Source organism: Nocardia sp. NPDC047654, assembly GCF_043205035.1.
Classification (GTDB): Bacteria; Actinomycetota; Actinomycetes; order Mycobacteriales; family Mycobacteriaceae; genus Nocardia.
The window spans coordinates 307936-332982 of the sequence record NZ_JBIDDF010000002.1 but is presented as its reverse complement, the minus strand read 5'-3'; the positions used below and the strand labels follow the sequence as shown (position 1 = coordinate 332982).

General features: G+C 67.2%; 23 protein-coding genes and 1 tRNA gene. 11 read left to right on the top strand and 13 right to left on the bottom strand.

What is annotated here, in order from left to right; all coding sequences use genetic code 11:
* Window positions 1–84: 84 nt before the first annotated feature.
* The 3 genes from ACGF7Y_RS09945 (at window position 85) to ACGF7Y_RS09935 (ending at window position 2898) form a co-directional block, all read left to right on the top strand.
* Entirely contained in the window at window positions 85–930 is an 846-nt protein-coding gene (locus tag ACGF7Y_RS09945; RefSeq protein ID WP_393231589.1) for a ParA family protein, read from the top strand.
* Entirely contained in the window at window positions 930–1721 is a 792-nt protein-coding gene (locus ACGF7Y_RS09940; protein WP_393231587.1) for a hypothetical protein, read from the top strand. The genes ACGF7Y_RS09945 and ACGF7Y_RS09940 overlap by 1 nt, the downstream gene beginning before the upstream one ends.
* Window positions 1722–2052: 331 nt before the next feature.
* On the top strand, window positions 2053–2898 hold the full coding sequence (locus ACGF7Y_RS09935; RefSeq protein WP_393231584.1) for a C40 family peptidase: 846 nt from the start codon (window positions 2053–2055) through the stop codon (window positions 2896–2898).
* Between the two features lie 78 nt (window positions 2899–2976).
* Here ACGF7Y_RS09935 and ACGF7Y_RS09930 read toward each other — a convergent pair whose 3' ends face one another.
* On the bottom strand, window positions 2977–3681 hold the full coding sequence (locus tag ACGF7Y_RS09930) for a YoaK family protein (RefSeq protein WP_393231583.1): 705 nt from the start codon (window positions 3679–3681) through the stop codon (window positions 2977–2979).
* Between the two features lie 210 nt (window positions 3682–3891).
* Between ACGF7Y_RS09930 and ACGF7Y_RS09925 the strand changes: the two genes are divergently transcribed.
* From ACGF7Y_RS09925 to ACGF7Y_RS09905, 5 genes are all read left to right on the top strand, one after another.
* Window positions 3892–4893: an acyl-CoA dehydrogenase family protein gene (locus ACGF7Y_RS09925; protein WP_393231581.1), complete on the top strand. Its 1002-nt coding sequence runs from the start codon at window positions 3892–3894 to the stop codon at window positions 4891–4893.
* Between the two features lie 826 nt (window positions 4894–5719).
* On the top strand, window positions 5720–6721 hold the full coding sequence (locus tag ACGF7Y_RS09920) for an ATP-binding cassette domain-containing protein (RefSeq protein ID WP_393231578.1): 1002 nt from the start codon (window positions 5720–5722) through the stop codon (window positions 6719–6721).
* Entirely contained in the window at window positions 6718–7566 is an 849-nt protein-coding gene (locus ACGF7Y_RS09915; RefSeq protein WP_393231576.1) for an ABC transporter permease, read from the top strand. The genes ACGF7Y_RS09920 and ACGF7Y_RS09915 overlap by 4 nt, the downstream gene beginning before the upstream one ends.
* Before the next feature lie 334 nt (window positions 7567–7900).
* On the top strand, window positions 7901–8428 hold the full coding sequence (locus ACGF7Y_RS09910; RefSeq protein ID WP_393231574.1) for a peptidylprolyl isomerase: 528 nt from the start codon (window positions 7901–7903) through the stop codon (window positions 8426–8428).
* Window positions 8429–8432: 4 nt separating this feature from the next.
* On the top strand, window positions 8433–9305 hold the full coding sequence (locus ACGF7Y_RS09905; RefSeq protein WP_393231571.1) for a rhomboid family intramembrane serine protease: 873 nt from the start codon (window positions 8433–8435) through the stop codon (window positions 9303–9305).
* Window positions 9306–9358: 53 nt separating this feature from the next.
* On the opposite strand, the gene ACGF7Y_RS09900 is transcribed toward ACGF7Y_RS09905, so the two are convergent.
* Window positions 9359–9844 (bottom strand): PH domain-containing protein, encoded by a 486-nt coding sequence (locus tag ACGF7Y_RS09900; RefSeq protein ID WP_393231569.1) that lies wholly within the window; start codon window positions 9842–9844, stop codon window positions 9359–9361.
* 89 nt (window positions 9845–9933) lie between these two features.
* Entirely contained in the window at window positions 9934–10197 is a 264-nt protein-coding gene (gene crgA / locus ACGF7Y_RS09895) for a cell division protein CrgA (protein ID WP_040871406.1), read from the bottom strand.
* A gap of 96 nt (window positions 10198–10293) precedes the next feature.
* Here crgA and ACGF7Y_RS09890 point away from each other — a divergent pair, with 96 nt between their 5' ends.
* Both ACGF7Y_RS09890 and ACGF7Y_RS09885 read left to right on the top strand, forming a co-directional pair.
* A complete protein-coding gene (locus ACGF7Y_RS09890; protein ID WP_393231566.1) occupies window positions 10294–10938 on the top strand; it encodes an aminodeoxychorismate/anthranilate synthase component II in 645 nt (214 codons plus the stop codon).
* Window positions 10935–11615 carry a RibD family protein gene (locus ACGF7Y_RS09885; RefSeq protein WP_393231563.1) on the top strand — a complete coding sequence of 227 codons (681 nt, stop codon included), beginning with the start codon at window positions 10935–10937 and terminating at the stop codon, window positions 11613–11615. Before ACGF7Y_RS09890 ends, ACGF7Y_RS09885 begins: the two co-directional genes overlap by 4 nt.
* Window positions 11616–12012: 397 nt before the next feature.
* Here ACGF7Y_RS09885 and ACGF7Y_RS09880 read toward each other — a convergent pair whose 3' ends face one another.
* The 8 genes from ACGF7Y_RS09880 to ACGF7Y_RS09845 all read right to left on the bottom strand — a co-directional run bounded on the left by ACGF7Y_RS09880 (window position 12013) and on the right by ACGF7Y_RS09845 (window position 22541).
* A complete protein-coding gene (locus ACGF7Y_RS09880; protein ID WP_393231560.1) occupies window positions 12013–12432 on the bottom strand; it encodes a CBS domain-containing protein in 420 nt (139 codons plus the stop codon).
* Between the two features lie 106 nt (window positions 12433–12538).
* Entirely contained in the window at window positions 12539–14440 is a 1902-nt protein-coding gene (gene pknB / locus ACGF7Y_RS09875; protein WP_393231557.1) for a Stk1 family PASTA domain-containing Ser/Thr kinase, read from the bottom strand.
* On the bottom strand, window positions 14437–15957 hold the full coding sequence (locus ACGF7Y_RS09870) for a protein kinase (protein ID WP_393231554.1): 1521 nt from the start codon (window positions 15955–15957) through the stop codon (window positions 14437–14439). Before ACGF7Y_RS09870 ends, pknB begins: the two co-directional genes overlap by 4 nt.
* 37 nt (window positions 15958–15994) lie before the next feature.
* A complete protein-coding gene (locus ACGF7Y_RS09865; RefSeq protein WP_393231552.1) occupies window positions 15995–17461 on the bottom strand; it encodes a peptidoglycan D,D-transpeptidase FtsI family protein in 1467 nt (488 codons plus the stop codon).
* Window positions 17458–18942 carry an FtsW/RodA/SpoVE family cell cycle protein gene (locus ACGF7Y_RS09860; protein WP_393231550.1) on the bottom strand — a complete coding sequence of 495 codons (1485 nt, stop codon included), beginning with the start codon at window positions 18940–18942 and terminating at the stop codon, window positions 17458–17460. Before ACGF7Y_RS09860 ends, ACGF7Y_RS09865 begins: the two co-directional genes overlap by 4 nt.
* Entirely contained in the window at window positions 18942–20465 is a 1524-nt protein-coding gene (locus ACGF7Y_RS09855; RefSeq protein ID WP_393231547.1) for a PP2C family protein-serine/threonine phosphatase, read from the bottom strand. Before ACGF7Y_RS09855 ends, ACGF7Y_RS09860 begins: the two co-directional genes overlap by 1 nt.
* Window positions 20462–20929, bottom strand: coding sequence for an FHA domain-containing protein (locus ACGF7Y_RS09850; protein WP_014980860.1), 468 nt, complete (start codon window positions 20927–20929; stop codon window positions 20462–20464). The genes ACGF7Y_RS09855 and ACGF7Y_RS09850 overlap by 4 nt, the downstream gene beginning before the upstream one ends.
* A gap of 205 nt (window positions 20930–21134) precedes the next feature.
* The gene (locus ACGF7Y_RS09845) at window positions 21135–22541 is read right to left on the bottom strand and encodes an FhaA domain-containing protein (protein WP_393231543.1); all 1407 of its coding nucleotides are present in this window, start codon (window positions 22539–22541) and stop codon (window positions 21135–21137) included.
* A 225-nt stretch (window positions 22542–22766) separates the two neighbouring features.
* Between ACGF7Y_RS09845 and ACGF7Y_RS09840 the strand changes: the two genes are divergently transcribed.
* A tRNA-Leu gene (locus tag ACGF7Y_RS09840) sits at window positions 22767–22849 on the top strand.
* Between the two features lie 89 nt (window positions 22850–22938).
* Here the strand turns inward: ACGF7Y_RS09840 and ACGF7Y_RS09835 are convergent.
* Together ACGF7Y_RS09835 and ACGF7Y_RS09830 are read right to left on the bottom strand one after the other, a co-directional pair.
* Window positions 22939–23367: an ester cyclase gene (locus ACGF7Y_RS09835; RefSeq protein WP_393231541.1), complete on the bottom strand. Its 429-nt coding sequence runs from the start codon at window positions 23365–23367 to the stop codon at window positions 22939–22941.
* Between the two features lie 147 nt (window positions 23368–23514).
* Window positions 23515–24906 (bottom strand): hypothetical protein, encoded by a 1392-nt coding sequence (locus ACGF7Y_RS09830; protein WP_393231538.1) that lies wholly within the window; start codon window positions 24904–24906, stop codon window positions 23515–23517.
* Window positions 24907–25047 lie beyond the last annotated feature (141 nt).

The following is a 25047-nucleotide window of genomic DNA, read 5'->3' as shown; positions in this document are numbered from 1 at the left end:
GACGTAAGGCGGTTGCCCTGCCGGTCCTCGCTTCGGCGGCACGATGGATTCCTCGGCCGATCCACCGACGGGTTTTGTGTCCAATTGGACACAGAGCAGTGGCGGCACAGCCGCGACAACACGGCGCAATCGGACGGTATTAGCCGGCACTGTGCCAGACTGGCCCGGCACAGTAATGCATTCCTCACCCTCGGAGGACCGTCTATGACGAATTCTGTTGCGCCACTCGAATTGCCCGAACCTCTGGTCATCACGCTGGGGAATCTCAAGGGCGGTGTCGGTAAAACGACATCAGCGTTCTTCTTGGCGAGCTACTTCGCTTCGGTTCACGAACGTCGGGTGCTGGTGATCGATGCCGACCCGCTCAGCCAAACCGGGTACTCCTGGTACCGGCGCCTGGTCAAAGGAGGCATCGAGGTGCCGTTCGACCTGGTCGCTTTCCCCTCGCGGCACGTCAACGACTGCATCACCGACAACACCGCCGATTTCGACGTCATCATCGTGGATGCCGGGGGTGAGTCGGCCGAGATCTTCAAGGCCGCGATTCCCGAGAGCGATGAACTGTTGCTGCTGACGAGTGTCAGCCCGTCCGAGGTGAAACGAGTCCCGAGCACCTTCAAAGCCGCCGAGGAGGCAGCGGCCGAAAGCAACCGGGAAATACGGGTGCGGGTGCTGATGACCAAAGTGCCGGTGATCATGAAGAAAGGTGTGAATGTCTCGACCGAATATCGGGCGCAGCGGGGATATCTGGAGAGCGCGGGCTACGACGTCTTCGATTCCTATTTGAGCGCGTGGAAATGGTATCGAGAAGCGGCCGACGGGGAGGTCGGGGAGGGCGCGGAGAACCCGATCGAGGATCTCGGCGAATACCGGCAGGTGGGCGACGAGCTGGTGAACGCGTACCGGGCACTATTGGAGGTGCCGGCCTGATGCCTCCGCAACGCAGGAAGGGTTCGATCGGCGGCGCCAATCCGCTGTCCGACGCCGCGGAGCACACCCCGCCCGTCTCACCGCTGCGCGATGCCGAATGGCGGCGGTCGAAGCCGGCCGTGAGCCCGAATGTCTTGACCATGCCGGTGCCCGACGCGGGTGACGGGCCGCTGAGCGACCGCGAGCGCGCGCAGTTGACGGTGTGTGAATCGTCGATCGACACGCTGCGCATCGCGTTCTGGGCGGCCGGGCGCGCCCTGCAGATCGTGCGCGACGGCCGACTGTACCGGGACAGCCACGAGACGTTCGACGAGTACGTGGAACAGCGGTGGGACATGCAGCGGTCCTACGCCCACAAGCTCATTCGCGCTTGGCCGCTGGCCGCGCGGCTGCATCCGATCGCGCCCGCGATCAACGAGGGGCAGGTGCGTGAACTGCTGCCGGTGGTGGCCGAATACGGCGAAGACGCGGCGGTCACCGTGTACACCACCGTGGCGGCGGGCGCCGACGTGAAGGTCACCGCGGGAAAGCTCCGGCAAGCGGTGGCGCTGCTGCCCGAACGCTATGACGAAGACGTGGTGATCGAGCGTCTTCAGGCGTGGCTGCGCGGTGAACTGGAGGGCAGCGAGAACGACCGTGCGGCCGACATCTTCACCGCCATGGAATCCCGGCTCGCCGCGCTGACCAAGCGCGTCGTCAGAGGGTCCAACGACGACCCGCGCGCGGCCCGCGAGTTCGCGGCGAGGCTCCGGACGATCGCCAGACAGATCGAGGAACAGATCACCGCGTGAACCACGAAGGACGATGCGCCCCGCAGCGAAACCGTTTCCGTGCGGGGCGCAGTGTCTCCGGGTGAATACATTTCGGTGTCGTGGAATTCATATCGCAGAACCACACGGCGAAACGAGTTATTATTTCGTTACGAAATCAAAGGCGCGTTGTGCTTTACAAGGTGCGATATATGCCGAAAGGTGAACGCTCGGATCGGATCCGCTGGACTGACGAATCACCGTGATGGTTTTCGAATCAATTCGAAGTCTTTGGTGACGTCCCACGCGTCGGGAACCACGGCGTCGTACGGCCCACCGAAGGCAAGCGATATGAGCATCGGAGGACCGCATCATGGCATCATCGACCGACGTCCGATATATCCGCTACCTGCGGCGTGCCGTCTTCTGGGCACTCACCGCGGGAGCGGCCGCCCTGCTGGGCATGTTGTTCAACGCCGCGGAGGCATCTGCTCAGCCGGTGACCATCCCGGGCATAGGAACATTCGAGGTTTCCGACGAAGTACCGCTTCCCGACGCACCGGAAAAGCTGTTCCGGAACAACGCTATCCTTCCGGTCACGGAAGCTCCGGTAACGGCTGGAATCCCGGAAATCGAGACCGCCGCCGCTACTCCCGTTTCGCACATCGAAATCGCACCGGCCACGCTCGGCCCGGCGGTCGAGTTCCCGGTCTCGGTCGTCGTCCCGGCGATCGAACTGCCGGTGCCGACGATCATTCCGGCGATCGAGATTCCGCTCCTCGGCGCACTCCCGGAGATCGAACTCCCGTTCCTCGCCGAGTTCCCGGACATCATGCCGAGGGCGCCCACCCCGCCCGCGGCGGTGATACCGCAGAAGAGTGCCGGAGAGATGGCAGTCGACGCGGCACGAACCAAACTCGGCTCCGATTACAGCTATGGGGCGGTCGGCCCCGATTCCTTCGATTGCTCCGGTTTGGTGCAGTGGTCCTACGAGCAGGCCGGCGTGGAGCTGCCGCGCACCAGCTACGACCAGCTCGCCACCGGAACGCCGGTGCCGCTCGACGACCTGCAGCCAGGCGACGTGGTGTCGTTCTACGGCGGAAGCCACTCCGCCCTCTACGCGGGCGAGGGCAAAGTCATCCACGCATCGACCTACGGTGTCGGGGTGACCACTTCCCCGCTCTCCTCGATGCCGGTGTCCGGCGCCCGCCGATTCTGACTTCCTCTGGTGAATCCACACCGGCGGTTCCCGGTCGGCAGAGACTGCCGCGACGAGCACCGACAGATGCCCGGCGACTCAGTCCGTGAGGGGACCGTGCCGGTCCAGGTGCAGGTAGGTGAATCCGGTGACGAACAGGCACACCACGGTCGCGGTGATCAGCATGGCCCAACCCGCCACCAGCAGGCTCAGCAGTCCGCCGAGCAGCGCGCCGAGCACGAAACCGGTGTAGACCAGGAAGTGTCCGAGCCAGTCTGCGTAGTCGCCGCCGCTGAGATGACGTTCGATACCCTGCCCCATCTTGACCAGTGTCCCGGTGACGTAACTGAGCGGGACCGACACCTCACCGTTGTGCACGAACGATGTGTTGAGCGCCCCGACGCCGAAAGCGACGAGCATGATCGGCAGCAGCCCGATCGGCTCGATTCCCCTCCGATACTCCAGAATGTCGATGACGGATGCGAGCGCCAGGCACGCGGTGGTGAGCAGGGTGGATCCGTGCGGGTGCCCGGACCAGTAACGCCTTCGGCACCACGAGGCCACGACGACACCGGCGAGGAATGACATCAGCAACCCGGTGGCCGCCAACGCCATGTCCGGCTCGTCGTGGAAGTACCCGAGGACAGCCCGTTCGGTATTGCCCGTCATGAACGTGACGAAATAGCCGGCCGTATGCGTGAAAGCCGCAGCGCCGATCAGCCCGGCGAGTGCGGCCAGTACCCAGGACAGTCTGGCCTCGGAGTCGAATAGTGCTTTTCTCCGACTTTCCTCCAGTTCCGGCACAGGTCGAACTCCTTCCGGTACGGCGCGACACCCCAGTGAAGCAGGCAGTTCATCGGATTCGCGGACGCAGCGCCGATAGCTCGCCACTGTCCAGCGGCAACGCGTCCCGCGCGGTCACCCTGCGCAACCGGCATCGAGCGTCCGGACGCGGCGGCTGGGGTAGGGCTCGGGATGGACCGGGTACGAGGCGTCGGCACGAGGTAGCAGGAGATGGATCTGCGTGGCCACATGTGGCAGGCGGCCGAGCCGGCCCAGGCGGAATCGCTACTCGGTTACCGTGCTGAGGTGGATACTCTGTTCGACTTCCTGCTGACCGAGCCGGTGGCGACCGCGCCGCTGGACGATGTCGCCGCCGCGTGGACGCGACATCGCGTGGCCGCGAATCGATTCGACCAGCCGGTGGAGATCGCGATCGCGGGTGGCTTCGGCGCCGACCGGCTCGGGTTCGCCTTCTTGTCCGGCTATCAGGAGGCGTTGCGGACGCTGATTCCGGACCTGCCGGACGACGACCTGGTCGCGATGTGCGCGACCGAGGAGGGCGGCGGCCACCCCGCCGCGATCCACACCACGCTCACCGAACGGGACGGGGCCTGGCTGGTCGACGGTACGAAGTCGTTCGCGACCATGGGCTCGTTCGCACGACAGCTGGTGGTGATCGCCAGTGTCGGCGCGGCGCCCGACGGACGGAATCGGCTGCGCGCCTGCATGGTCGAGGCAGGCGACGCCGGCGTGCGTCTCACCGATCGTCCAGCGCTCCCGTTCGCGCCCGAGGTTCCGCACGCATCCGTCGTGCTGACCGGCGCGCCCGTGCTGGTGCTGCCCGGCGACGGCTATCTGGACTACCTCAAGCCGTTCCGGACGATCGAGGACATCCACGTGCTGGCTGCCACGCTGGGCTGGCTGGTACGGGTGGCCCGGGCGTCGGACTGGCCGCGGGCGAGTCGGCAACAGTTGCTGACCGCGGTCGCCGCGGTGCGTGGCCTGGACATCGCCGCGCCGAGTTCCGCTGGCGTGCACATCGCTCTCGGCGGCGTCTTCGAATTGTTCGGTTCGCTGCTTGCCGAACTCGAGCCGTTGTGGCAGTCCGCGGAGCCGGTGACGCGACAGCGGTGGGAGCGCGACCGGCCGCTGCTGGCCACCGCGGGGCGGGTGCGCGGGCAACGGCTCACCGCCGCGTGGCGGGCGATAGAACCTGACGACCAGTCGGAATAGCGCTCGACCCGACGCGGCCTGAAATGGGGAGCGGGCCTCGGCGAAGGGGGGGAGTTAGCCGAGGCCCGCGTAGGGTCGGCCCGGGGGGGAGGGGCCGACGTGAACGATGCTACTCGATGATGTGTGATTGTGTGTGCGCGGGGACGGCCACGTTCCAAGTTTTTTCGGGTTGGCTCACCTTCCGGACGACCTCTGACGGCCCTTGCCGCGCGACCGGCCGACCCCCTCGCTCCGGACTGTTGTCCTATAGTTTGCCAAAAGCCTTGGCGAGCAACCTCTTCCGAGTCCTTTCATGGGGGTGACCTGCTGCTGCACCGAGCGGCACAGAACATGCCGACCAGTCGCCGCGCCATGAAATCGATGGAAAGTCCGGCGTGTCGCCCACGCCGGGTGTGGCGCCGCGCGGCGTGCGTGTCGCCCGAACTTGTCGTACCCCGATGCGAACATGTGTTCGTGTTCACCGACTCGATGGTTCCCGCCGAGCGCACCCGCTCGTCGCGACAGCTAGCGCTCGAACGTCACCCATTCGAGTACGGGTCTTCCTCGATTCGGGTAGTCCGCTACGCGCGCTCCGATGCCGGGGCACGCGGGACCATCGAACCGGTCGCATTCCGATCCGGTACCCCCGAGCACCGACTGGATCGGAATGCGGCCTTCTGCTGTGCCCGGGTAGTTCCCGACGCCGCCCACCCGGAACAAATCGGATGAAATTGTCGGCGGGCGGGACAATACTGACTCGGGTATCGGCCGGTCACCCGATCCAGCGAGTCGTTGGGCGCCTGGCGTCGCACTGCATCACATCGAACTCATCAACCCCAGGAGAATCATGCCCGACGCAATAGTCGCCGAGGGTCTGGTCAAACGATACGGCCAACTGGTGGCCCTCGACGGCCTCGACCTGAGCGTCCCGGAAGGGACCGTCACCGCACTGCTCGGACCCAACGGCGCAGGTAAGACCACCACCGTCCGGGTGTTCACCACCCTGCTGGTGCCGGATGCCGGACGCGCCACGGTCGCGGGAATCGATGTGCTGCGCGAGCCGCAAGCGCTGCGTTCCCGCATCGGGGCGTCGGGGCAATACGCCGCGGTCGACGAATACCTCACCGGTTTCGAGAATTTGGAAATGGTGGGACGTCTTTATCACATGGGCGTACAGCGAAGTAAGGAACGAGCGCGCGAATTGCTCGAACGATTCCGGCTCACCGACGCCGCGGACCGACCGGTCAAGGGCTACTCCGGCGGTATGCGCCGTCGTCTCGACCTGGCGGGCGCGCTGGTCGCGAATCCACCCGTCCTGTTTCTCGACGAGCCGACCACCGGTCTGGATCCCCGCGCCCGTCTGGATCTTTGGGACGTCATCGAGGAATTGGTCGCAGGCGGGACAACGTTGCTGCTCACCACGCAGTACATGGAAGAGGCGGACCGACTCGCCGATTCGATCGCGGTGATCGACCACGGCAAGGTGATCGCGAAGGGCACCGCGGACGAACTCAAGACCATGGTCGGCGGCGACCGGATCGAGTTGACCGTGGACCGCGTCGACAATCTCGCGACGGCCGAGACCGCGTTGAAAAGCCTGGCCGACGGCGAGATCCACCTCGAACCGGGGTTGCGCAGGATCACCGTCCCGGTCGCCGACGGATCGCAGGCTCTGGTGGAGGCGGTCGGGCGGCTGGCCGAGCACAACGTACAGATCCACGATGTCGGTCTGCGCCGTCCGTCCCTGGACGACGTCTTCCTCACCCTCACCGGCCACGAAGCGGAGACGAGCGCCGGCGACGACGCGGCGAACGACAAGCTGGAAGCTACGGAAGGAACGATCCGATGACCGCGACGGCCCCGGCCCTGACACGGCCCTCGCTGGGCGAGCGACTGTCCATCGTTGTCAGTGACAGCGTGACGATCGCGAAACGCAATGTCATCAAGATCAAGCGGGTACCCGACGTCCTGATCTTCTCCACACTCTCGCCGATCATGTTCGTCCTGCTGTTCGCCTACGTCTTCGGCGCGGCCATCGATGTGCCCGGTCTGTCCGGCGGGTACCGCGAGTTCCTCATCGCGGGCATCTTCGCGCAGACCGTGGTGTTCGGCGCGACCTTCACCGGCGCGGGACTGGCCGAGGACATGCAGAAGGGCATCATCGACCGATTCCGCTCGCTGCCGATGGCTTCGTCGGCGGTGCTGGTCGGCCGCACGATCAGCGATGTGGTGATCAACGTGGTCAGCCTGACGGTGATGTCGCTGACCGGTCTGGTCGTCGGCTGGCGGATTCGCGGTTCGTTCCTGGACGCGGTGCTGGCCTACATCCTGCTGCTGCTGTTCGCCTACGCGGTGTCCTGGATCATGGCCGTGGTGGGCCTGTTGGTGCGGGCGCCGGAGGTGTTCAACAACGCCAGCTTCATGGTGATCTTCCCGCTCACGTTCATCGCCAACACGTTCGTCCCCAGCGACAAGTTGCCCACCGCCCTGCGGGTGATCGCGGAATGGAACCCGGTATCCGCGCTGACTCAGGCGACGCGTGACCTGTTCGGCAACACCAGTCCGATCGCACCGACGTCGGACTCCTGGCCGCTGCGGCACCCGGTGATCACCTCCCTGGTGTGGGTGGTGGTGATCATGGTGGTGTTCGTGCCGCTGGCTCTGCGTCAGTACAAGAAGACGGTCAGTCGCTGACCGGCGATTCCCGAATCAGCGATCGTGTTCCGCGCCGGCTTCCGCCAAGGGCGCCGGCGCGGAGCCGTTACGGGAGTACCCGATGCGCGGGGGAGCGGGGGCGGGCTCCGGCTGTTGCGGCCGCCGGCTACGGACCAGATAGGCCACGCCGCCCGCCAGCGCGACTGCCGCCGCGAGGAGGAGCCGGTTACGTGAACGCGAAGAGACATGCAAGCGCCCCGAGGTCATTGCACCACTCTAGGCACAGCCCGCCGATTCGCGCAGGAGGCCCAGCTCACAGCACGGTCCGGCCCAGTTCCGCGGCTGGATCGCCAACCGTGGCACGATGGGCGTCGTGACCTCACCGAATCAGACATCCGTGGCAACGCTGCACACGAATCACGGCGATATCAAGCTCGCGCTCTTCGGTAACCACGCGCCCAAGACGGTGCGCAATTTCCTAGGTCTCGCCGAGGGTTCGGCGCCGTACACCACCGCGAACGCCAGCGGGGGCACCACCGGCCCGTTCTATGACGGCGCTCTGTTCCATCGCGTGATGGCCGGATTCATGATCCAGGGTGGCGATCCCACCGGTACCGGTCGCGGCGGCCCGGGTTACGAGTTCGGCGACGAGTTCCACCCGGAGCTGCGGTTCGACCGGGGCTACTTGCTGGCGATGGCAAACGCGGGGCCGGGCACCAACGGCTCGCAGTTCTTCATCACCGTCCGCCCGCAGCCGCATCTCAACCGTAAGCACACGATCTTCGGTGAAGTGGTGGACCCGGATTCCCGGAAGGTCGTCGACTCGATCGCGACCACCAGGACCGATCGCAACGACCGGCCGCTGGAACCCGTCGTCATCACCAAGATCACGATCGAATGAGACTATGAATCCCCAGCCGCCCGCACCCACGTGCGTCCGCCATCCGAATCGCCCGACCGGCCTGGCCTGCACGCGGTGCGGGCGGCCGTCCTGTGCGGAATGCCTGCGTCCCGCAGCCGTCGGCCACCACTGCGTCGACTGTCTGCGCGCGGAGCAGCGCGGCGTCGCGCCGGTGCGGACGGTCTCGGGTGCGGCAGCGGCACGGACGTCCGCCCCTTATGTGACCTATGCGCTGATCGCGATCAACGTGGTCATCTACGCGATCACCGCGGTCCAGTCCAAGAACCTGATGGACAACCAGCTGGGCTCCACGCTGTTCCTGGACTGGGTGCTATGGGCGCCAGCCGTCGCGGACGGCGAATGGTGGCGGGTGCTCGGTTCCGGATTCCTGCACTACGGCCCGATCCACCTGCTGCTCAACATGTTCGCCCTGTACGTGGTGGGCCGCGATGCCGAGCTGGTGCTGGGACGATCGCGCTATCTCGCGGTGTACTCGGCTTCGCTGCTCGGCGGGTCCGCCGGGGTCATGCTGTTCTCGCAGAACAGCCTGACGGCGGGCGCGTCCGGCGCGGTGTACGGCTTGTTCGGTGCGATCACGATCATCCTGCTCCGGTTGCGGCAGAACCCGAATCAGATGCTCATCATCATCGGCATCAACGTCGTCATCAGTTTGTCGTTGCCCGGCATCTCACTCTGGGGCCATCTCGGCGGTCTGGCCGCGGGCACGCTCGCGACCCTCGGCATCCTGTTCCTGCCCGGGTGGCTGCGAGTGAAAACGCCGCAAGCGGCACGGGTGGTCGGCTGGGCAGCGGTGGCGCTCGTCGCCGTCGCGGCGCTGGCAACGGTGGCAGTGAGCGCGATCACTTCCGCTGCGTGACACGCGGATTCGATTCACGTGAAACATCCGCGTCCGCGTGGGACGAATGCACGTCAGCGAGTCTTGTCCTCGGTGAGCCGCAGTGCTCCTACCAGGTCTTGGTAGACGAGTTCAGGGCTGGCGCCCAGGTCCCAGCGGCCGAAGATCAGGAGCCGCTCGGTGCCGTCGTGCTGGACGTCGAGTTCCAACATCGGCATCTTGCGCCCGAGGCGTCGGTAGCTCACCACGCGGGCGCGGATGATCTGCTCAGGGGCGTATTCGTCCGCCCCCGTCAGCGTGCGGACGACCATGCGCGGTCGCGCGCCGGTTAGCACCGACAGTCGCGGGCGTTGCCGGAACCCGAGCCCGGCAAGGGCGAGCAGTCCGACGGCGGCGAGTCCCACGAGCAGGCGGCTGGCCGCTTCGGAGGTGACCACCGCGGCGACGGCCAGCGCGACACCCCCCACGGTGACCGCGACGAGCGCGGGTGTCGGCGTGGTCCAGGCCAGGCGCGGCTCTTCGCGGTCCCGCGGGCCGGGGACCGGGAGTTCCGGACTCACAGCACTCCCCAATCGCTCCTCGAGTTGTCCACAGGCTCATCCACAGGTGTGCATGAATGACACGTCTGTAATCCGGGTCGGCGTTGTGCTCAGCGCCAGCGCATCGTCATGATCAGCCCGACCACCATCAAGCCGAAGCCGATCAGGAAGTTCCAGGCGTTGAGGTCGTTCATCCAGCTGATCTGCTCGGCCGCCAGGTAGTAGACGAGCAGCCACACCAGTCCGGCGAGCATGAACCCGAGCATGATGGCGACATACCAGACCGGAGACGGCCCCGCCTTCACCTTCACCGGCGTCCGGCTGGCGGGGTTGATCGTATAGTCGGTCTTCTTACGGACCTTCGACTTGGGCATGACGTCCTCGTATTCGGCTGCAGGTCGTGGTGTCTAGGCTATCCCAACAGGTAATGGATGCGACGCGGTGCCGGGCGGGGACGTAATCTCGATGTCATGCGTGTTCTGGTCGTCGACAATTACGACAGCTTCGTCTTCAACCTGGTGCAGTACCTCGGGCAACTCGGTGTCGACGCTGTCGTCTGGCGCAACGACGACCCGAATCTGGCCGACGTCGGCGCGGTCGTAGGCGATTTCGACGGCATTTTGATCAGTCCCGGCCCCGGCACACCCGACCGTGCGGGCGCCAGCATTCCGTTGGTGCGTGCCTGCGCGGAGCAGAGTGTTCCGCTGCTCGGCGTGTGCCTCGGCCACCAGGCGATCGGCGAGGCGTTCGGCGCCACCGTAATAAGGGCCCCGGAGCTGCTGCACGGGAAGACGAGCGAGGTCTTCCACATCGGCGCGGGTGTGCTGGCCGGTCTGCCCGACCCGTTCACCGCCACGCGGTATCACTCGCTCACCGTCGTCGAGGACACTCTGCCCGAGGAGATCGAGGTGCTCGGACGCACCGAGAGCGGAATCGTGATGGCCATGCGTCATCGCACCTTGCCCATCCACGGCGTGCAGTTCCACCCGGAATCGGTGCTCACCCAGGGTGGGCACCGGATGCTGGCCAACTGGCTCGGCGTGTGCGGGGAGCGCCCCGCCGAGGGTTTGGTGCAGACGCTGGAGGCGGAGGTCGCCGCGCTGGTGTTGCAGTGACCCGTCCGCATGTGCTGCTGTCGGTCGCGGCGAGCATCGACGGGTACATCGACGACGCGAGCCCGCAGCGGCTGCGCTTGTCCGACGCGGCGGACTTCGACCGGGTGGACCAGGTCCGCGCGGACTCCGACGCCATCCTGGTCGGCGCGCAGACACTGCGCAGCGACAACCCGCGGTTGCTGGTCGACAACGCCGAACGCAGGGCCGCGCGCCTCGCGGCGGGCAAACCGGAATTCCCGCTGAAGGTGACCGTATCGGCGAGCGGCGACTTGGCCCCGGAGCTGCGGTTCTGGCACTACGGCGGCGACAAGCTCGTGTACTCCACCGCGGCGGCCGCGCCGAAGCTCACCGCCCGCCTGGCCGGATTGGCCGAGGTCGTGGATCTCGGGACCGAGCTCGATTTCGGTGCATTGCTGGATGATCTGGGCCGACGGGGTGTCGACCGGCTCATGGTGGAGGGCGGCACCCGCATCCACACCGCGTTCCTCGCCGACGATCTGGCCGACGAACTGCATCTGGCGATCGCCCCGATCCTGGTGGGAGACATCGCGGCGCCGCGCTTTCTCGACCCGGCCGACTTTCCGGGCGCGCCTCATCGCCGGATGCGCCTTACCGGCGTGACGCAAGTCGGGGATGTCGCGGTGTTGCGTTACCTGCCGAAGGCCGAGACGGTCTGACGTCGGCGCACGTCGACGATCCCGCACCGTCCGGGCACGCGCGCGAGACACCTCGGCGCAGTCTGGCCGTGAGGCCCCCTCGGTCGCGGCCTCCGACGGCTGGATCGGGCGGCCCGCCTACGCCGCCGCGAAGGGGCGGTGTCGCGGCCAGGACGCTGCCGATCGCCCAACGAACTCGCCAAGCGCCGCAATCGCGAGGCTTTCAGCTTGATCGCGCAGCGCGACCGTGGAGGACGAGCGACCGCGGACGGCCATCGGCCGTCCGCGGTCCGAACTCACCTGACACCCGACCGCTCGAGTTCATCGCCGAGCGGGAGCGCGGCCGCACGGTGCCGAAGTGCTTTTGTGCGGACACGGAAGACGTTGTCGGGTACGTTCCTCCGCGCCGGTCCGAAACCTAGGGACGTCCGTAGACGGCGGTCACGAACTCGCCGAGCTGGTTGTCATCCAGATGCCGGGCCAGGTCCGCCTCGCTGATCATGCCGACCAACCGCTTGTCCTCGATGACCGGCATGCGCTTGACCCGGTTGCTTTCCATCTCGTCGAGGACTTCCGCGATGTCGGCGTTGGCATCGACCCACCGGGGCGTCGATTCACACAGTTCATCCACCCGGCAATCCGATGGGGCCTTGCCCTGGGCGATGCACTTCACCACGATGTCGCGGTCGGTGACGATGCCGCACATCCGCTCGTTCTGGTCGGAGATGATCAGGGACCCGACGTTGAGTTCGGCCATGGTTCGTGCGGCCTGCTCGATCGTCGTGTCCTTCGAAATCCACTGGACGCCCGGTTTCATGATGTCCCTGGCAGTGGTCATGAGCTACCTCCTCGTGCTCAGCTGCGCTGATTGGGATGAAGCAGCATCATTCTCCCGCAATTCACACCGGTTGGTCTCGTTTTCTGGATACCGGCGGCGGCGCCGATCACGGCGGGCCGAGTACCCCCACGCCGACCAGGATGGCGCTGTTCTTCTGGATCGAACTGCCCGCCGACGGTTGCTGGCTGAGGATGCGGCCGACATTGCCTGCGTCGAAGGTGCCCTGCGGGGACTGGCTGATCTGGCTGGTGCTGCCGGTCCAGCCTTCCGCGCGCAGCTTCTCCACCGCCTGCGAGACGGTGAGACCGACCAGCGACGGCATCTTCAGGTCACCCGCGGACACCTGGACGGTGACCGTGGAACCCTTCTCGGCGCTGCTGCCGCCTGCCGGGCTGGAGGCGACCACCTCGCCCTTGGGCTTCGAGGACTGCACCTCCTGGACGACGACCTTGAAGCCGTTGCCCTCGATGTTCGGCTGGGCCACGTCGATGCTCTGCCCGACGACGTAGGGAACGCGGACCGCCTCCGGGCCGGTGCCGACGGTGACGACGATCTCCCAGTCGACGTCGACCTTCGAACCCGGCGACGGATTCTGCTCGATCACCTGGTCCTTCTCGGCGGTGCTCGACGGTTTGCGCTCGACGTTCGGATTGATCCGCAGGCCCTTGGAGTTCAAGACCTGCTCGGCCTGCTCCTGGGACAGACCGGTCAGCTTCGGCACCTGGACCTGCGCGGGACCCGAGGACACCTGGACCGTGACCGTGCTGCCCTCGTCGATCCGCGAGCCGCCGAGGGGCTGGGTCGCGATCACGTTGCCCGTGGCGACCTTGCTGTCGGGCTTCTGCTGGATCGCCACGGTGAAGCCGAGCTTCTGCAGCGCGTCCTGCGCTTGCTGCGAGGACTTGTTGGACAGGTCGGGAATGGCCACCTGGTCCGGTCGGCTTCCCGGCCCGAGCAGCACCCAGAACAGCGCGAAAGCCACCGCGACGGCCGCGACGGCGCCGATCGCGATGTAGGCGGTCCGGCGCCGTCCGTTCGGCTCGGCCGGATCCTGCTCGGCGGTGTCGTCGTGGCGCTCGACCGTACGGTAGTTACGCGGCGGGGGCTCGTCCGCGCCCATCATGGTGGTGCGGTCCTCGTCGGTCATCACCATCGGGGCGCTGGGCTTCTGGCCGCCGAGCACCCGGATCAGGTCGGCGCGCATCTCGGCGGCGGTCTGGTATCGGTTGGCCGGATTCTTGCTCATCGCCTTGAGCACGACCGAGTCCAGTTCGCGCGGCACCCCGGAATACACGTGCGAGGGCAGTCGCGGGTCTTCCCGGACGTGCTGGTAGGCGACGGCCACCGGGGAATCACCCGTGAAAGGCGGCTCCGCGGTGAGGATCTCGAACAACACACAACCAACGGAGTAGACGTCCGAGCGCGCGTCCACCGTTTCGCCGCGCGCCTGCTCCGGGGAGAGGTACTGCGCGGTGCCGATCACCGCCGCGGTCTGGGTCATGGGGTTGGAGTTGTCGGCGAGTGCGCGGGCGATGCCGAAGTCCATCACCTTCACCGCGCCCGACCGGTTGATCATGATGTTCGCGGGCTTCATGTCGCGGTGCACGATCCCGGCCTTGTGGCTGAAGTCCAAGGCGGCGCAGACATCCGCGATGATCTCCATCGCGCGGCGCGGCGGCAGCGGTCCCTTGCCGCGCACGATGTCGCGCAGCGTGTCGCCGTCGACGTACTCCATCACGATGTACGGCAGCGGGCCGCCGTCCACCTCCGCCTCGCCCGTGTCGTAGACCGCGACGATGGCCGGATGATTGAGCGCGGCCGCGTTCTGCGCTTCGCGCTTGAACCGCAGGTAGAACGTGGGGTCACGGGCCAGGTCCGCCCGCAGAACCTTGATCGCCACGTCCCGGCTCAGCCGGATGTCGCGAGCCTTGTGCACCTCGGACATACCACCGAACCCGATTATCTCGCCCAGCTCGTAGCGAGACGAGAGATTCTTCGGGGTCGTCATGGCAGTCCTTGCGAAGAAGTGGCGGATCCGCTGCGGGTGGCCGAAGGCCCACGGGCACCGGGAATCTCCGGGAATGGTATGTCGAGAGTCGGGATGCGCGGACGGCTGGTGGTGGCGGTGGGCGCGGTGGTCGTCGGCGGCTTCGTCGTGCTCGGTGCCGTGCTGGTGGGCGGCGGGGTGGTCGTCGTCGGCTCCGGTGTCGTGGTCTTCGGCTCGGTGGTGGGCGGTTCGTAGGTCTCGGTGTCCACGGGCGGAGGTGCGGGCTTGGGGGTCGTCGTGGCCACCGGCGGGACGGGCTTGGGGTTCGGCGCGACCGTCACGGTCGGCGACGGCGTGGAATCCGGATTGGTGTCTCCACCGAAGAGAAGGTAGGCCGTGAGCGCCCCGAGCAGCACGGCGCCGATGCCGAGCCCGGTCAGCCATTTCTGGGTCGTGGTGAACCTGTTGCCGTTACCGGGCGGGGGACCGCTCGCCGCACCACGGCTCAGCACCGTGGCCGGAGCCGCGACGGTGCCCCCCTGATGGGCCGCGCCCACCGCGCCCGCGGCGGGCGTCGAGTAGCGCACCGTCGCACCGTCGAAGTCGGCGGGCGTGGAGGGGATCACGGCGGTCGGGCCGGGCGGGAGCACCCGCGTGGCGCCGGTCAGGGGCGCGGCGGAGTGCGCTCCGCGGGGCGACGGTGGGCGGCGGCCCGCGCGGACGGCGGCGACCGCGTCGGCGAACTCACCGCCGCTGGCGTAGCGCCGCGACGGGTCCTTCTCCATCGTGATCTCGATCAGTTCGCGCACGTTGCCGGGCAGATCGGCCGGCATCGGAGGCGGTGTCTCGCGCACGTGCTTCATCGCGACGGTGATCGCGCCGTCGCCGGTGAACGGCCGCTGTCCGGCCAGCACTTCGTAACCGACCACGGCGAGGGAGTACACGTCGCTGGCCGCGGTGGCGTCCTCGCCGACCGCCTGTTCCGGTGCGATGTACTGGGCGGTGCCCATCACCATGCCGGTCTTGGTCACCGGGGAGGCGTCCACCGCCTTGGCGATACCGAAGTCGGTGATCTTCACCTGTCCGGTCGGCGTGACCAGGATGTTGCCCGGCTTCACGTCACGGTGCACCACGCCAGCGCGATGCGCCACGTCCAGGGCGCGCCCGGTTTGCTCGAGCAGATCGAGTCCTTGGGCCACCGACAGCCTGCCGAGCCGGTTGAGCACGGTGTTCAGCGGCTCGCCCTGGACGAACTCCATGACGAGGTAGGCGATCTCGCTGCCCTGCGGGTCGATGGTCTCGCCGTAGTCGTAGATGCCCGCGATGCCGGAGTGATTCAGCTGGGCGGTGGTCTTCGCCTCGGTGCGGAATCGATGCCGGAACGTCGGGTCGGCCGAGAACTCCGATTTCAGCACCTTGACCGCGACCCTGCGGTCGAGCCTGGTGTCCAGTGCTTCCCAGACCTGGCCCATGCCGCCGGTCGCGATCAGTCGCTGCAGCCGGTATCGGTCGGCGATCATCGCACCGTTGTTCAGCATCGAGGTCCCCGTACCTTCACTCGCACATCCATATCGTTCAGCCCCCTCGAAGACCGGCGTCAAGAACCGCGCGAGCCACCGGCGCGGCGACCGAGCCACCGGTCGCGGCAAGCGCCCGGTCCCCACCGTTCTCCACGATCACCGCGATGGCGATCTTCGGGTTCTGCGCGGGGGCGAACGCGATATACCAAGCGTGCGGCGGCGTGTTACGCGGGTTGGTCCCGTGTTCCGCGGTGCCGGTCTTGGACGCGATTTGATAGGGGGTCTGGCCACCTCCGGAGGTGTTGCTCTCCGACGCGATCATCAAGTTGGTTATGGTCGACGCTACATCGGCGCTGACGGCTTGGCCGACCGAGACCGGCTTGGTCTTGGTCAGCTCGCTCAGATCCGGGCGCTGCAACTGATCCACCAGGTACGGCTCCATCCGGACGCCGCCGTTGGCGATGGTCGCCGCGACGACCGCGTTCTGCAAGGGGGTCAGCGCCACGTCGCGCTGTCCGATGCTGCTCTGCGCCAGGGCGGCGTCATCGGAGATCGGGCCGACGGTGCTCTCCGCCACCGGCATCGGGATCCCCCGGTGCGGGCCGACGCCGAACGCGGCCGCCTCGTCCTTGAGGTCCGCGGCGCCCACCTTGATGCCGAGTTCGGCGAACGCGGTGTTGCACGAGCGCCGGAACGCCTCGAACAACGAAGCGGTCGGATTCGGACCGCAGGTGGTGCCGTTGTAGTTCTCCATCGGAGTGCTGGTGCCGGGCGGTGTGAAGGTCGGCGCGGCGGTGAACTGGTCGTCGGGGGTCGCGACGCCGTTGGCCAGCGCGGCCGCGGTGACCACGACCTTGAACGTAGACCCGGGCGGGTAGGTCTGCGAGATAGCGCGATTCAACATGGGGTGGTTCGGATCCGCGCTCAGCGTTTCCCACGCCTGGGTGCCGCGCGCGCCGTCGTGCCCGGACAGCAGGTTCGGGTCGTAGCTCGGCGTGGACACCATGGTGAGGATCTTGCCGGTGCTCGGCTCGATGGCCACCACGGAGCCGGTGTAGCCCTTGCTGGTCATCTGGTCGTAGGCGACCTTCTGCATCAGCGGGTTGAGCGTGGTGAGCACGTTGCCGCCGCGCGGGTCCCGGCCGGAGATCAGGTCGACGAGACGGCTGCCGAACAGCTGACTGTCGGAGCCGTTGAGCACCGAATCCTCGGCGCGTTCCAAACCGGTGCTGCCGTACTGCATCGAGTAGAAGCCGGTGGCAGGCGCGTACGCCTCCGGCTCGCTCGGGTAGGCGCGCAGGTACTTGTAGCGATCGTCGGTCGCGATCGAGCTGGCCAGCACGGTGCCGCCCGCCGAGATCTGCCCGCGCTGGCGGGCGTATTCGTCGAGCAGCACCCGGGAGTTGCGTGGATCCGAGCGCAGGTCGTCGGCCTTGATCACCTGCACGTAGGTGGCGTTCGCCAGCAGTGCGACGACCATCACCATCACCGCGACCGCGACTCGGCGTAGTGGAGTGTTCATGTCAGCGGCCCCGCATCCGGTCGTCCCCCGTCGCGGCGCAGGAGTTCGGTCTGCGCGTCGGCGATCGGCGCCGGTTCCTTCTTACGCACCGGGGCAGGTGCGCGGGCGGCGTCGGAGACCTTGATCAGCAACGCCAGCAATGCGTAGTTGGCCAACAGCGAGGAGCCGCCGTAGGACATGAACGGAGTGGTGAGACCGGTCAGCGGAATCAGCTTGGTCACACCCCCGACGACGACGAACAGCTGGATCGCGATGGTGAACGACAGACCGGCCGCGAGCAGCTTGCCGAAGCTGTCGCGCACCGCGAGGGCGGTGCGCAGCCCGCGCACCACGAACACCAGGAACAGCACCAGCACGGCGGCGAGCCCGATCAGGCCGAGCTCCTCGCCGATCGTGGTGACGATGAAGTCGGTCTTGGCGAAGGGCACCTGGTTGGGCCTGCCGCTACCGAGGCCGGTTCCGGCGAGACCGCCGGTGGCCAGGCCGAACAGTGACTGCGAGATCTGATAGCCGGTGTTGTTGTAGTCGTCGAACGGGTGCAGCCAGGTCTCCACCCGGACCCGCACGTGGCCGAACAACTGGTAGGCGAAGATGAATCCGAGTGCGAGCAGTCCGCCGCCGATGACCAGCCAGCCGACCCGTTCGGTGGCGATGTAGAGCATCACGAGCACCGTGCTGAAGATCAGCAGCGAGGTACCGAGATCCTTTTCGAACACCAGCACGCCGATGCAGACGATCCAGACGGCCAGGATCGGACCGAGGTCGCGGCCGCGCGGGAACTCCATGCCCAGTACGTGACGCCCGGCGGCGGTGAAGATCTCGCGCTTGGCCACCAGCACCGAGGCGAAGAAGATGATCAGCAGGATCTTCGCGAACTCACCCGGCTGGACGCTGAACCCGGGCAGCCGGATCCAGATCTTCGCGCCGTTGGTCTCGGAGAACGCGCTGGGCAGCAGCGCCGGGATGGCCAGCGCGACGAGGCCGATCAGGCCGAGGGTGTAGCTGTAGCGGGCGAGCGTGCGGTAGTCGCGCAGGGCGATCAGCAGTGTGATGAACACCAGCGTGCCCAGCGCGGTCCACAGGATCTGCTGATTGGCGTCGGGGGAGGGGGTCGCCCACGAGTTGTAGGCGGCGGTCTGCTGGTCGGCCAGGTCGAGCCGATGGATCAGCACGAGACCGAGTCCGTTGAGCAACGCGACGATCGGCAGCAACAACGGGTCGGCGAACGGGGCGAACCGCCGCACGGCCAGGTGCGCCACCGCGAACAGTGCCAGGTAGGCCAGACCGTACTTGGCGATATCCCAGGTGATCGACTGTTCTTGACTGGCCTCGACCAGGAAGAGGGACACGGTGGTGATGACCGCTGCCCCCGCGAGCAGCAGCAGTTCCGCATTGCGTCTGGTGCTCGGCGGTGGCGCGGGAGCGAAGCCGCCCGGGGGACTGGGAAAAGCCCCAGCCGACGGCGGTGCCGGCGCGGACATCAGTCCGTCACCCGGCAGTTCTCCCCCGTGGTCTGGGGATTGGGCGAGGTGCTCGACGGCGTGGCAGGAGCCTCCGACTTGGTCGGCGTCTTGATCTCGGTGCCCCTGGCGTCACCCTGTTCCGGCGCAGGCGCAGGCGCAGGCGCAGGCGCAGGCGCGGGCGCGGGTGTGGTGGTGGCCGGTGCGGGCGAAGCGCCGTTGGGCGCGGGTGGTGTGGTCTCGGCGGACGGGACGACTCCCGGCTGCGGCGCCGATTCCTTGACCGGGCACGGCGGTAGCAGTTCTCGCTGAGCGAGATAGGTCATCGAGTCCCTGGCCTTGTCCAGCGAACCCGGCGGCAATCCCTTGTCCACCTGGTCACGGCCGGTCTGCTTCAGATCGCTGACCTTCAACGGCTTGCACGAGGAGGGCGAATCCGCGCCGGGCTCGGACAGGGTGAGTTCACCGTTGCGGGTCACGCAACCGACCAGGTTCACGTCATGGATCGAGTAGCCGAGGATCGACCCGGGCAGCCCGCGCAGGATCACCACCGAACCGTCGTCCGCGCCGACGTAGTAATTGCTGCGGATCATCTTGTAGCCGACCACGAGCCCCACGCAGACGGCGACGACCAGCGCCAGCGCGAGCACGATCCAGCGCAGCCGGTGCGACTTCTTCGCGGGCGGCTCGGGCGCGGCGGCGGCCCGGCGCGGCGCGGACCGCGGCGGACGCAGGGCGGAGGCCCGGCCCGCGGCGGTGTTGGGCGGAGGAGAGTCCTCGTCGACGCCGGACGCGGCGCCCGCCACGATCGGGTGGCTCTGGCCGTAATCCAGATCGATGACGTCGGCCACGACGACGGTCACGTTGTCCGGACCGCCGCTGCGCAACGCCAGCTCGATGAGCCGGTCGGCGCACTCGTCGGTGGTGCCTTCGCGCATCGTGTTCGCGATGGTCTCGTCGCTGACCACGTCCGAGAGCCCGTCGGAGCACAGCAGGTAGCGGTCGCCGGCGCGCGATTCGCGCATGATCAGCGTCGGCTCGATCTCGTTGCCGGTGAGCGCGCGCATGATCAGCGAACGCTGCGGGTGCGTGTGCGCCTGCTCCGGTGTGATCCTGCCCTCATCGACCAGCGACTGGACGAATGTGTCGTCCCGGGTGATCTGGGCCAGCTCGCCGCCGCGCAACAGATAGGCGCGAGAGTCGCCGATGTGCACGAGGCCGAGTTTCTTGCCCGCGAACAGGATTGCCGTGAGCGTGGTGCCCATGCCGTCGAGCTCGGGCTCCTCCTCGACCTGATCGGCGATGGCGGCGTTGCCTTCTCGGGTCGCCGCGTCGAGCTTGCCGAGCAGATCGTCGCCGGGTTCGTCGTCGTCGAGATGGGCGAGCGCGGCGATCATCAACTGGGACGCGACTTCTCCCGCGGCATGGCCACCCATGCCGTCGGCGAGTGCGAGCAGCCGGGCGCCCGCGTACACGGAGTCTTCGTTGTTGCCTCGGACGAGACCACGGTCGCTGCGCGCTGCGTAGCGGAGAACAAGTGTCACGATCGCAGCTCGATCACTGTTTTGCCGACACGAACAGGCGTGCCGAGTGGAACACGGACGGCGGTGGTGACTTTCGCGCGATCGAGGTACGTGCCGTTCGTCGAGCCGAGGTCTTCCACGTACCAGTCGTCACCACGCGGAGACAGTCGCGCATGCCTGGTCGAGGCGTAATCATCGGTGAGTACCAGCGTGGAGTCGTCCGCACGCCCGATCAGCACCGGTTGGGTGCCGAGCGAGATGCGGGTGCCGGCGAGTGAACCCTGAGTCACCACAAGAAATTTGGCGCCCTTCTGGCCCCGGCTGAAGGAAGGCAGCACCGCGGAACCGCGTGCGGCCCTGGGCTGAATCCGAATGCCGGATGCCGCGTAGATGTCGCTGCGCAACGTGCGCAGCACAGCCCACACGAACAACCACAACAGCAGAAGGAACCCCGCACGGGTCAGTTGCAGGATCAGTCCCTGCACGGCGCTCCACCTCCTGTTCGACCGTGTACGTCGGTGCCGTAGGTGCGGTTCGACCACCCCCACCAGCCTGCTGGTCTTGCCGGCCCCGGTGTCGGCGCCGCGCGTGTGTAGGCAGCATCATAGGGCCGTCGGTCGAGTTCGATCACGATACGGCCGACGAATCCCTCGAGAGCCATGTCGTGACCTGCACCGCGAGCTTACGGGATCAGACGATACGGATCAGGATCTCGGAGTGCCCCGCACGGATGACGTCGCCGTCGGCGAGCTGCCAGTCCTGCACGGGGGAGCCGTTCACCAGCGTGCCGTTGGTGGAGCCGAGGTCGGACAACATCGCGGTCTGTCCGTCCCAGCGCACCTCGATGTGCCTGCGCGACACGCCCGTGTCGGGCAGGCGGAAGTGCGCGTCCTGGCCGCGGCCGATGATGTTGCTGCCTTCCCGCAGCTGGTAAGTCCGGCCGCTGCCGTCGTCCAGCTGGAGGGTCGCCGAATAGCCCGAACCGGCCTGCGGCGCGGCGCCGTAGCCCTGGCCGCCCGCGTAAGCCTGCGGCGCGGCGCCGTAGCCGGGTTGCTGCGAGTACGCCTGACCGTAGCCGCCCTGGTCGTCCTGACCGTAGCCGCCTGGATCGGCGTAGCTCTGATCGCCGTAGCCCGGATCGGTGTATCCCGACTGCCCGTATCCGGGCTGACCATAGCCTGGCTGGCCATAGCCCGGCTCGGCGTAGCCCTGCTGGCCGTAACCGGCATCGCTGTAGCCCTGCTGGCCATAGGCTTGATCGGCGTAGCCCTGCTGGCCATAGCCCTGGTCGCCGTAGCCTTGCTGGCCGTAACCGCGTTCGGCGTAGCCGCCCTGCTGGCCGTAGCCCGATTCGCCGTAGCCTGCTTGCTGGCCGTAGCCGGATTCGCCGTAACCCTGCTGGCCGTAGCCCTGACCGCCCTGGCCACCCTGGGGGTAGTCGTAGCCGTTCTGGTAGTCGCCGTAACCCTGCTGCGCGTCCGGAGCCTGGTAATCCGCCCCGTACGCGCCACCGCGGCCGTAGTCGTCGCGGTACGCGCCGTTCTGCGCACCGCCGCGACCGGCAGGCGGTGGAGCGTACCCGCGGTTGCGTGGATCGGACTCCGCGGGCTCACGGCTCGGGTCGTAGCCTGAGTTCTGCGTCATGGGGCCAGCTCCTGGTTGCGGGTTTGCAGGTCGTTGTGGCGGTGATTCGGGGCCGCGAGCCGCGCCGGCTCTGTGTCCGGCGTCGGGATCGACGCGGCCACTCGCCCTGAACTGTCCGGTGTGCAGCGTAGGTGATGCCTCGAACGCCACGTGTACTTCGCCGTAGGTCTGCCAGCCTTGTTCGCGGATGTAGTCCTGCAGGTGTTTGGCGAACGCGCGGGTGGTGAGGTCGTGGTCGGCGTCCAACTGCTGGTGATCGGAGGAGTTGATCGTGATCACATAGCTGTTGGGTGCCAGCAGATGCCCTCCGCCCACGTCCTGGACATGATCGGCGGCCTCGCGTTGCAGCGCCGCCTCCACCTCCTGGGGTACGACACTGCCGCCGAATACTCGGGCGAACACGTCACCGACGGCACCTTGCAGGCGACGCTCGAATCGCGAAACGATGCCCATCAAGGCCTCCCTTCGGTGCGCGTCTCTTCCTGATTCGTAACAACGACACGCGTGTATGGCGTGTCGTTAATCGACCACGTTCATTGCATGATATCCACGATCGTCCACACCTGTAACTCTTGGCGACGGCCCCGGGTTCCCGGACCTGTCCAGCCTGCCGGTCAGGCCTCTGAAATGGCGATTTCGTATCCGGCGCGAGGCCGTGATACTGTCTCCCAGTCGCTCGGGCGAGTGGCGGAATGGCAGACGCGCTGGCTTCAGGTGCCAGTGTCCTTCGGGACGTGGGGGTTCAAGTCCCCCTTCGCCCACAGACGGGAAAGCCGCTTATCGGATTGGTACTGATACGCGGCTTTCCCTATTTTCGTGTTTCGAAACGCCGCGATCAGGCCGCAGTCGGTCAGTGTCCTCCCAGGGCGGGTAATACTCCGAGCTGCTGAAGGAACCCGAGCACGTCCTTGTCGGACCACTTCTCGGCGATCTTGCCGTCCGCGATCCGGTGGATCGCGGTACCGGTCATCGTTAATTCGTTCCCGGTCGCCGGTATCCCCGGTAGGTCCCCGGTGTGGCGGCCGTACGCCGTGAGCCGTGTCACGACCCGGTCGCCCTCCGCGAGCTGATCCTCGATCACGTGCCTCCCGGGAGTGGCGTCCCAGAACATGCGGAAGGCCTGTTTGAGGCCCTCGCGGCCGGTGGCGAGGCCGGGAAACGGCGGCGGCGAGTGGTCGAGGTAATCCTCCGCGACGAGGTCGTCCATGGCGTCGACGTTTCCCGCGTCGATCTCCTGATAGAACCGGCGGACCAGCGCCTTGTTGGCTTCCAGCGACATGATCGACCTTCCTGCTCGGGTGCCGGGCGGCGAACGGCCGTTGTGTACCCGAGTGTCGCGCCGCGCGGACAGCAACTTCTACCGACTGAGTTCAGAATAACGAAAAGTAGCTCAGCGAACCGGTGGCAAAGGTACCCGCGCGTGCTGTCAGGTCAGCGGGCCGTGGCGGTCGAGGAAGCGCTGCTCGAACGCGGCGACGAATCGCTCCGGGTCGTCTGCGGAGGAGGAGTGCGCGAACTCACCGTCGTCGGCGACGTAGAAGATCGCCCGGCGGGTCTGCGCGTTCGCGTGGGCGGGCACGTGCACCATCCAGCCGAAGCGGAAGCGATCGGCGCTCAGCTGCGACAGCGGATACCCGGTGGTGTCCAGCTGCCGTCCGGTGATGTAGTCCCGTACCCGGCCGATCGCCTGTGCGGCGGGCATCGGCTCGGGCACGGTGGACAGCAGCCCGGCCGCCGAGAACTGATAGAGAGCGCCGTCGATGTCGTAACGGCCGTCATCGCCGAATACGGCGACCAGCTCCGATCGCGTCACTCTCCCCGCCTCGGCCGCGGACAACAACGCGCCGATGGCCTCCGGCGCGTCCCTTCCCGCGCTGTCCGCGAGCAGACCCGCCACGATCTTGATCGCCGTCTCCCGCGTCCACATGCCCGGCACGGCGGGCGCGCACTCCTGCGCGGGCGGTGACTGCCCCCGGTACCAGCGCCCCGCTTCCCACCAGTAGCAGAACGACAACAGGCCGGATGCCGCCCGCGGGTTCAAGACCGGGTCGGCCAACCAGTCCGGCGCGCCGCCGTACAGCTCCGGCATCGGCGCGCCCGCGTTGTACACCGCGTCCAAGGTCGGCGCGTTCCATACGCCACCGGACAATACGGCCCGTCCGGCGGGAAGCGCGTGCAATGTCGATCCCCCGCGTGAGGTGCCTTCGAACACGCCTACCCAGGGCAGCATCCGTGGGCCCCATTCCTTCTTCGCGGCCACGAAGGCCGCGGCGATAGTGGTCCAACGCGCCCACATCTGCGGAAACGGCGGGAACTCGTTCTCCGCGAGTACCGCCCACACCTGTTCGGCCCGGTCGGCGCGCGCCTGGGCGGCGGCCTGCTGCGGGGTGCGCCGCTGCCGGTCACCGTGCCAGATGTAGGCGGCCAGCCACACCGGCACCTTCTCGCGCGGATACGTCTCGAGGTCGGCCCGATACGCCTCCGGCACGAACAGTTGACCGTCCGGGAAGGGTTCGTCGCCGTAGTCGTAGGCGACCTCGATCTCGGCCGAGCTGGTCATGGACACCAGCAGTCGCCACCACGGGCCGGAACTGGACCGCGCCGCCGCGATGCGCATCTGGCGTATCAGGTCGACCGCGGAATCCGGCAGGTCCACCGCTATCGCCTGCGTCCCGACGGAATAGACGACGTGGCAGATCTCACCAACCGCGGTAAGCGCGAAAGCCGCGTCGACGCGTTGCCAGCCCGCGGGTCCGTTCGCTGCCAAGACCCGGGCGAGGTTGTGGTCGGCGGTCAATTCGTTCGCTTCGTCCGCCAACTCTCCTCCTTCTCGGGCGCATCTCACGCCCGATGAACTATGACGGAGAATGTTCTAGCAGCATCACTACGCGCGCCGCCGCCCCTGAACCTTCCCATTATTCCGCCGAGCCGGTTCCTGGTCCGCGTCGCGCTGGGCGGA

Coding starts and splice junctions, on each gene's coding strand:
- ACGF7Y_RS09940 (WP_393231587.1), top strand. CDS start 930: ATGCCTCCGCAACGCAGGAAGGGTTCGATCGGCGGCGCCAATCCGCTG.
- ACGF7Y_RS09935 (WP_393231584.1), top strand. CDS start 2,053: ATGGCATCATCGACCGACGTCCGATATATCCGCTACCTGCGGCGTGCC.
- ACGF7Y_RS09925 (WP_393231581.1), top strand. CDS start 3,892: ATGGATCTGCGTGGCCACATGTGGCAGGCGGCCGAGCCGGCCCAGGCG.
- ACGF7Y_RS09920 (WP_393231578.1), top strand. CDS start 5,720: ATGCCCGACGCAATAGTCGCCGAGGGTCTGGTCAAACGATACGGCCAA.
- ACGF7Y_RS09915 (WP_393231576.1), top strand. CDS start 6,718: ATGACCGCGACGGCCCCGGCCCTGACACGGCCCTCGCTGGGCGAGCGA.
- ACGF7Y_RS09905 (WP_393231571.1), top strand. CDS start 8,433: ATGAATCCCCAGCCGCCCGCACCCACGTGCGTCCGCCATCCGAATCGC.
- crgA (WP_040871406.1), bottom strand. CDS start 10,197: ATGCCCAAGTCGAAGGTCCGTAAGAAGACCGACTATACGATCAACCCC.
- ACGF7Y_RS09890 (WP_393231566.1), top strand. CDS start 10,294: ATGCGTGTTCTGGTCGTCGACAATTACGACAGCTTCGTCTTCAACCTG.
- ACGF7Y_RS09880 (WP_393231560.1), bottom strand. CDS start 12,432: ATGACCACTGCCAGGGACATCATGAAACCGGGCGTCCAGTGGATTTCG.
- pknB (WP_393231557.1), bottom strand. CDS start 14,440: ATGACGACCCCGAAGAATCTCTCGTCTCGCTACGAGCTGGGCGAGATA.
- ACGF7Y_RS09870 (WP_393231554.1), bottom strand. CDS start 15,957: ATGCTGAACAACGGTGCGATGATCGCCGACCGATACCGGCTGCAGCGA.
- ACGF7Y_RS09865 (WP_393231552.1), bottom strand. CDS start 17,461: ATGAACACTCCACTACGCCGAGTCGCGGTCGCGGTGATGGTGATGGTC.
- ACGF7Y_RS09860 (WP_393231550.1), bottom strand. CDS start 18,942: ATGTCCGCGCCGGCACCGCCGTCGGCTGGGGCTTTTCCCAGTCCCCCG.
- ACGF7Y_RS09845 (WP_393231543.1), bottom strand. CDS start 22,541: ATGGGCATCGTTTCGCGATTCGAGCGTCGCCTGCAAGGTGCCGTCGGT.
- ACGF7Y_RS09835 (WP_393231541.1), bottom strand. CDS start 23,367: ATGTCGCTGGAAGCCAACAAGGCGCTGGTCCGCCGGTTCTATCAGGAG.